The sequence below is a fragment of the Streptomyces sp. NPDC059142 genome (assembly GCF_042755665.1).
Classification (GTDB): Bacteria; Actinomycetota; Actinomycetes; order Streptomycetales; family Streptomycetaceae; genus Streptomyces.
The window spans coordinates 1-4662 of sequence record NZ_JBHZDA010000074.1 but is presented as its reverse complement, the minus strand read 5'-3'; the positions used below and the strand labels follow the sequence as shown (position 1 = coordinate 4662).

General features: G+C 72.8%; 4 protein-coding genes and 1 tRNA gene. All 5 read left to right on the top strand.

The annotated features are described in order from the left end of the window. The first annotated feature begins 211 nt into the window (after positions 1–211). The 5 genes from ACFXPK_RS23705 to ACFXPK_RS23685 all read left to right on the top strand — a co-directional run bounded on the left by ACFXPK_RS23705 (position 212) and on the right by ACFXPK_RS23685 (position 4610). Positions 212–1189 (top strand): ABC transporter ATP-binding protein, encoded by a 978-nt coding sequence (locus ACFXPK_RS23705; protein WP_384996355.1) that lies wholly within the window; start codon positions 212–214, stop codon positions 1187–1189. Positions 1190–1314: 125 nt separating this feature from the next. Next, positions 1315–2151: an ABC transporter permease gene (locus tag ACFXPK_RS23700; RefSeq protein ID WP_385078410.1), complete on the top strand. Its 837-nt coding sequence runs from the start codon at positions 1315–1317 to the stop codon at positions 2149–2151. Between the two features lie 94 nt (positions 2152–2245). Continuing rightward, on the top strand, positions 2246–3727 hold the full coding sequence (locus ACFXPK_RS23695) for a sensor histidine kinase (RefSeq protein WP_385078357.1): 1482 nt from the start codon (positions 2246–2248) through the stop codon (positions 3725–3727). Between the two features lie 164 nt (positions 3728–3891). Further along, on the top strand, positions 3892–4488 hold the full coding sequence (locus tag ACFXPK_RS23690) for a response regulator (RefSeq protein ID WP_384996361.1): 597 nt from the start codon (positions 3892–3894) through the stop codon (positions 4486–4488). A gap of 49 nt (positions 4489–4537) precedes the next feature. Continuing rightward, positions 4538–4610, top strand: a tRNA-Gly gene (locus ACFXPK_RS23685). Positions 4611–4662 lie beyond the last annotated feature (52 nt).

Here is a 4662-nt window from a genome sequence, read left to right as displayed (position 1 = left end):
CAACTACCGGCGGACCGCTATCTTTTTTATAACAAAACTACCTCCCAAGGTTTGCGTCCGCCTTTTCGAACCTGTCCTCCCGCTCACTTGGACAGGCGCACGATCCGGGACCCGGGCCCTTCTTCGTGCGTCGCGCCGGGATGACAAATGTCATCGGAGCCGGTGACAGCGCGCACTGCCGCGCGGCCCGCGCCGCCGGAAACCTGGAGCCATGACTCAGGCTTCGACGCGGATTCCGGCACCGGCGCCCCGGGACGACGGCAGCGCCCTCACCACGGCGATCGACGTGACCGACCTGCGGCGTACGTACGCGGGCGGCTTCACGGCGGTCGACGGGATCTCCTTCTCCGTGGCGCGCGGCGAACTGTTCGCGCTGCTCGGCACGAACGGCGCGGGCAAGACCTCCACCGTCGAGCTGCTGGAGGGCCTGGCCAGGCCGAGCGGCGGCGCGGTCCGGGTGCTGGGCCACGACCCGTACACCGAACGGGCCACCGTGCGCCCCCGGGTGGGCGTGATGCTCCAGGAGGGCGGCTTCCCCTCCGACCTGACGGTCACGGAGACCGTACGGATGTGCGCGGGCTGCACCAGCGGCGCCCGGCCGACCGGGGAGGCGCTGGAGCTGGTGGGGATGGGCCACCGGGCGGGCGTACGGGTCAAACAGCTCTCCGGCGGCGAGAAGCGGCGCCTGGACCTGGCACTGGCGCTGCTCGGCCGGCCCGAGGTGCTCTTCCTGGACGAGCCGACGACCGGGCTGGACGCCGAAGGGCGGCGCGACACCTGGGAGTTGGTGCGGGAGCTGCGGGCGGACGGCACCACCGTGCTGCTCACCACGCACTACCTGGAGGAGGCCGAGACCCTCGCCGACCGGCTGGCGATCATGCACGGGGGCCGCATCGTGGCCGCCGGCACCCCGGCCGAGGTGACCGCGGCCCGGCCCGCGCGGATCCGCTTCACCCTGCCCGCCGGCGTCGCCCCCGGACGGCTCCCCCGGTCGCTGGACGCGGCGGCCCAGGACGAGGGGCAGGTGGAGATACGGACCCAGCGGCTCCAGCGGGATCTGGGCGAACTCCTGCGCTGGGCCGAGGAGTCGGACGTGGAGCTGGATGGGCTGGACGCCCGGTCCGCCTCCCTCGAAGAGGCATTTCTCGACATCGCGTCGCAGCGTACGGAGACGGGGGACACCCGATGAGCACGACGGACAGCGGCACGGGCACAGGCACAGGCACAGGCACAGGCCCAGGCACTGGCACTGGCACTGGCACCGGCACGGACAGCGGCAGGGGCGGCGGCGTGGCCAACGGCACGGGCGGCGGCATGAACACCGGCTTGGACGGAGCGGGCACCACGAAGGGGGCGGGCGCGCGGAACGAGCCGCCCGGCGGGCGGCGCACGACGGTCGCCGGACGCCTCAAGGCGCTCGGCCGGGCCGAGTACGTCCTGCTCGTCAGGAACAGGACGGCGCTCTTCTCCGCGCTGATCGTGCCGGTGGCGATGATCGGGGCGATCAGGATGTCGCTCAAGGAGGTCGACCTGGGCGAGGTCGGGCTGAGCGGTATCGAGGTCGCCATGGCCGGCAGCATCGGCATGGTGCTGATCATGGCCGTGTACGCCAACCTCTCCGCCGCCTACACGGCCCGGCGCGAGGACCTGGTGCTCAAGCGGCTCCGTACGATCGAGGCGTCCGACCGCGAGATCCTGGCCGGTACGGCGCTGCCCGCGGTGGTGCTGGCGTTCGTCCAGTCCTGTCTGATGATCGCGGGCGGTGTGGCGTTCCTGGACGTGCGCGCGCCGGACAGCCCGCTGGTGCTGCTCGGCGGGCTGCTCGCCGGGCTGTTGCTGCTCAGCGCACTGGCTGCCGCGACCTCGGCGTTCACCCGTACCGTGGAGAGCGCCCAGATCACCACCATGCCGCTGTTCCTGGTGTCGGTGGTGGGCTCCGGTCTGTTCGTACCGCTGGAAGTGCTGCCCGACCGGGTGGCCTCCGTATGCGAACTGCTGCCCGTGACGGGGGTCATGACCCTGATCAGGGCGGGCTGGCTGGGTGGTACGGACGGGTCCGGCCTGCTCGGTGCCGCGCTGGCCTCGCTGGTCTGGATCGTGCTCGCCGTCCTTGCCGTACAGCGGTGGTTCCGCTGGGAGCCGCGCCGCTGAGACATCGCGGATCCGCGGCCGTGGATCCGTACGAGGCGCCGGTGAGCCACCGAAGGGGAGGCGGGCCGCGGAACGGGGAAAGGACGCCTGGGCCATGACCAGACCGACCGGTCTGTCGACGCTGCGGAAGCTTCGGAGCCTGCGCAGTCCGCGGGATCTGCGCCGTGTGTACGGCAGGTCCAACTCCGCCTGGGTGGAGCTGTACACCCGCTACACGTTCTACGGCATGGCGGGCATCGAGTTCGGGGCGACCGCCCCGAACTCCCTCGGCGAGGGGCGGTACTGGACGGCCCTGCTGATCCTCACGCACTCCGTGCTGTGCTGCCTGCTCGCCCTGCGGGCCATGGACTGGCGGCTGGGCCGGCGCCCGCAGCCCGTGCCGCTGATGCTGGCCGTGGGCGGAGTCTCCGGCGCCGCGGTGCTCGGGCTGATCGTGCTGACCGCGACCGGTGCGATCGGCACGGACGAGAGGTTCGGCGGCCTGCTGATGACCTTCGGGGGCTTCGGCGTGGCGACGATGACCCTGGGCCTGCGGACGACGGCGCAGCGGGCCACCGTGGTGTTCGCCCCACCGGCGGCGGCGGGCCTCGTGACCCTGCTGGCGGGGCTGGGGTGGCGTCAGGCCGCCCTGAACTTCGCCGGGATCACGACCATGGGCGTGCTGCTCGGCGCCGCCTGCGTCTTCACCCTCTGGCTGGTCGGCGTCGTCTGGGAGCTGGACGGGGCGCACGAGCTGCGGACGCGGCTCGCGGTCGCGGAGGAACGGCTGCGCTTCGGCCGTGATCTGCACGACGTCATGGGGCGCAACCTGGCGGTGATCGCGCTGAAGAGCGAACTGGCGGTGCAGCTCGCCGAGCGGGGACGGCCGGAGGCGATGACCCAGATGACCGAGGTGCAGCGGATCGCGCGGGAGTCGCAGCGGGAGGTCCGCGATGTCGTACGCGGCTACCGCGAGGCCAACCTCCACACCGAGCTGGAGGGCGCCCGGGGCGTGCTGGAGGCGGCCGGCATCGACTGCCGGATCGACGGGATCGGGACGATCGAGGGCGGACTGCCGATCGGTGGCGAGGCCGCCGGGCACGGCGGGCCGCGCGGAGCCGGCGGGAAGGGCGGGAAGGGCCGGAGGGGCGTCGGATTGCCGGCCGAGGTGCAGTCCGCGCTGGGTTGGGTGGTGCGCGAGGCGACCACGAACGTGCTGCGGCACGGGGACCCGCGGCGATGCACCGTACGGTTGTCGGAGCAGCCCTTGGGGAAGGGCGGTTCCGGTGACTGGGAGGCGGTTCTGACCGTGGAGAACGACGGCGTGCCGGACTCCGCCCCGGACGGGGACGGCGACGGGGACAGGGGCGCGGACGGCCTGCGGGCGAAGGGGTCAGGGCTCGCCGGGCTGCGGGAGCGGCTGGCCGCCGTGGACGGGACGCTGGAGGCGGGCCCCACGGGGAAGGGTGGCTTCCGGCTGACGGCGCGGGTACCGCTGCCGGAGGAGCGGCCGGAGCCGCGGCCGAAGGGGCCGACGACGGGCCGGTCGACGGGCCCTTCTACGGGCCCCGGCGCGGACACGGAGGTGGCGGCCTGATGTCCGAGCCCTCCAGGCCCGCCGGGCCCTTCGTACCTTCCGGGCCCTTCGTACCCTCCGGGGCCGCAGCGTCTTCCGGGGCCGCGTCGCCTTCCGGGGCCGCGTCGCCTTCCGGGGCCGCGTCGCCTTCCGGACCTTCGTCTTCGGCTCCCGCTCCCGTACGGGTGCTGCTGGCCGACGACGAGCATCTGATCCGGGGCGCGGTCGCCGCGCTGCTCGCTCTGGAGGACGATCTGATCGTCGTCGCCGAGGCGGCCACCGGACCCGAGGCGCTGGCGATGGCACTGGCCCACCGCCCCGACGTCGCCGTACTGGATCTCCAGATGCCGGGGGCGGACGGTGTGAAGGTCGCCACATCTCTCCGTACCGAACTGCCCGGCTGCCGGACGATGATCGTGACGAGCCACGGCAGACCCGGCCATCTCAAGCGGGCGCTGGCGGCCGGGGTGCGCGGCTTCGTACCCAAGACGGTCAGCGCACGGCAGCTCGCCGAGATCATCCGCGCCGTGCACGCCGGTAACCGGTTCATCGACCCGGAGTTGGCGGCCGACGCGATCTCCGCCGGGGACTCGCCGCTCACCGCCCGGGAGGCCGAGGTCCTGGAGCTGGCGGTGGACGGCGCGCCGATCGCGGAGATCGCCGAGCGCGCCTCCCTCTCGCAGGGGACCGTACGGAACTACCTCTCGTCCGCGGCCACCAAGCTGGGGGCGGAGAACCGGCATACGGCGGTGCGTCTCGCACGCGAGCGGGGTTGGGTATAGTTGGCGTCGCGCCACCACGCGGCAGTGCGGAAGCACGGCAGCGGCGCATGCGGACGTAGCTCAGTTGGTAGAGCGCAACCTTGCCAAGGTTGAGGTCGCCAGTTCGAACCTGGTCGTCCGCTCAGAGAACGGGAAGCCCCCGGCCGAAAACGGCCGGGGCGTCCCCCGTTGCTG

What these genes read in the sequence shown, in the direction of transcription:
- ACFXPK_RS23700 (WP_385078410.1), top strand. Translation starts at nt 1,315, where the DNA reads ATGAACACCGGCTTGGACGGAGCGGGCACCACGAAGGGGGCGGGCGCG.
- ACFXPK_RS23705 (WP_384996355.1), top strand. Translation starts at nt 212, where the DNA reads ATGACTCAGGCTTCGACGCGGATTCCGGCACCGGCGCCCCGGGACGAC.
- ACFXPK_RS23695 (WP_385078357.1), top strand. Translation starts at nt 2,246, where the DNA reads ATGACCAGACCGACCGGTCTGTCGACGCTGCGGAAGCTTCGGAGCCTG.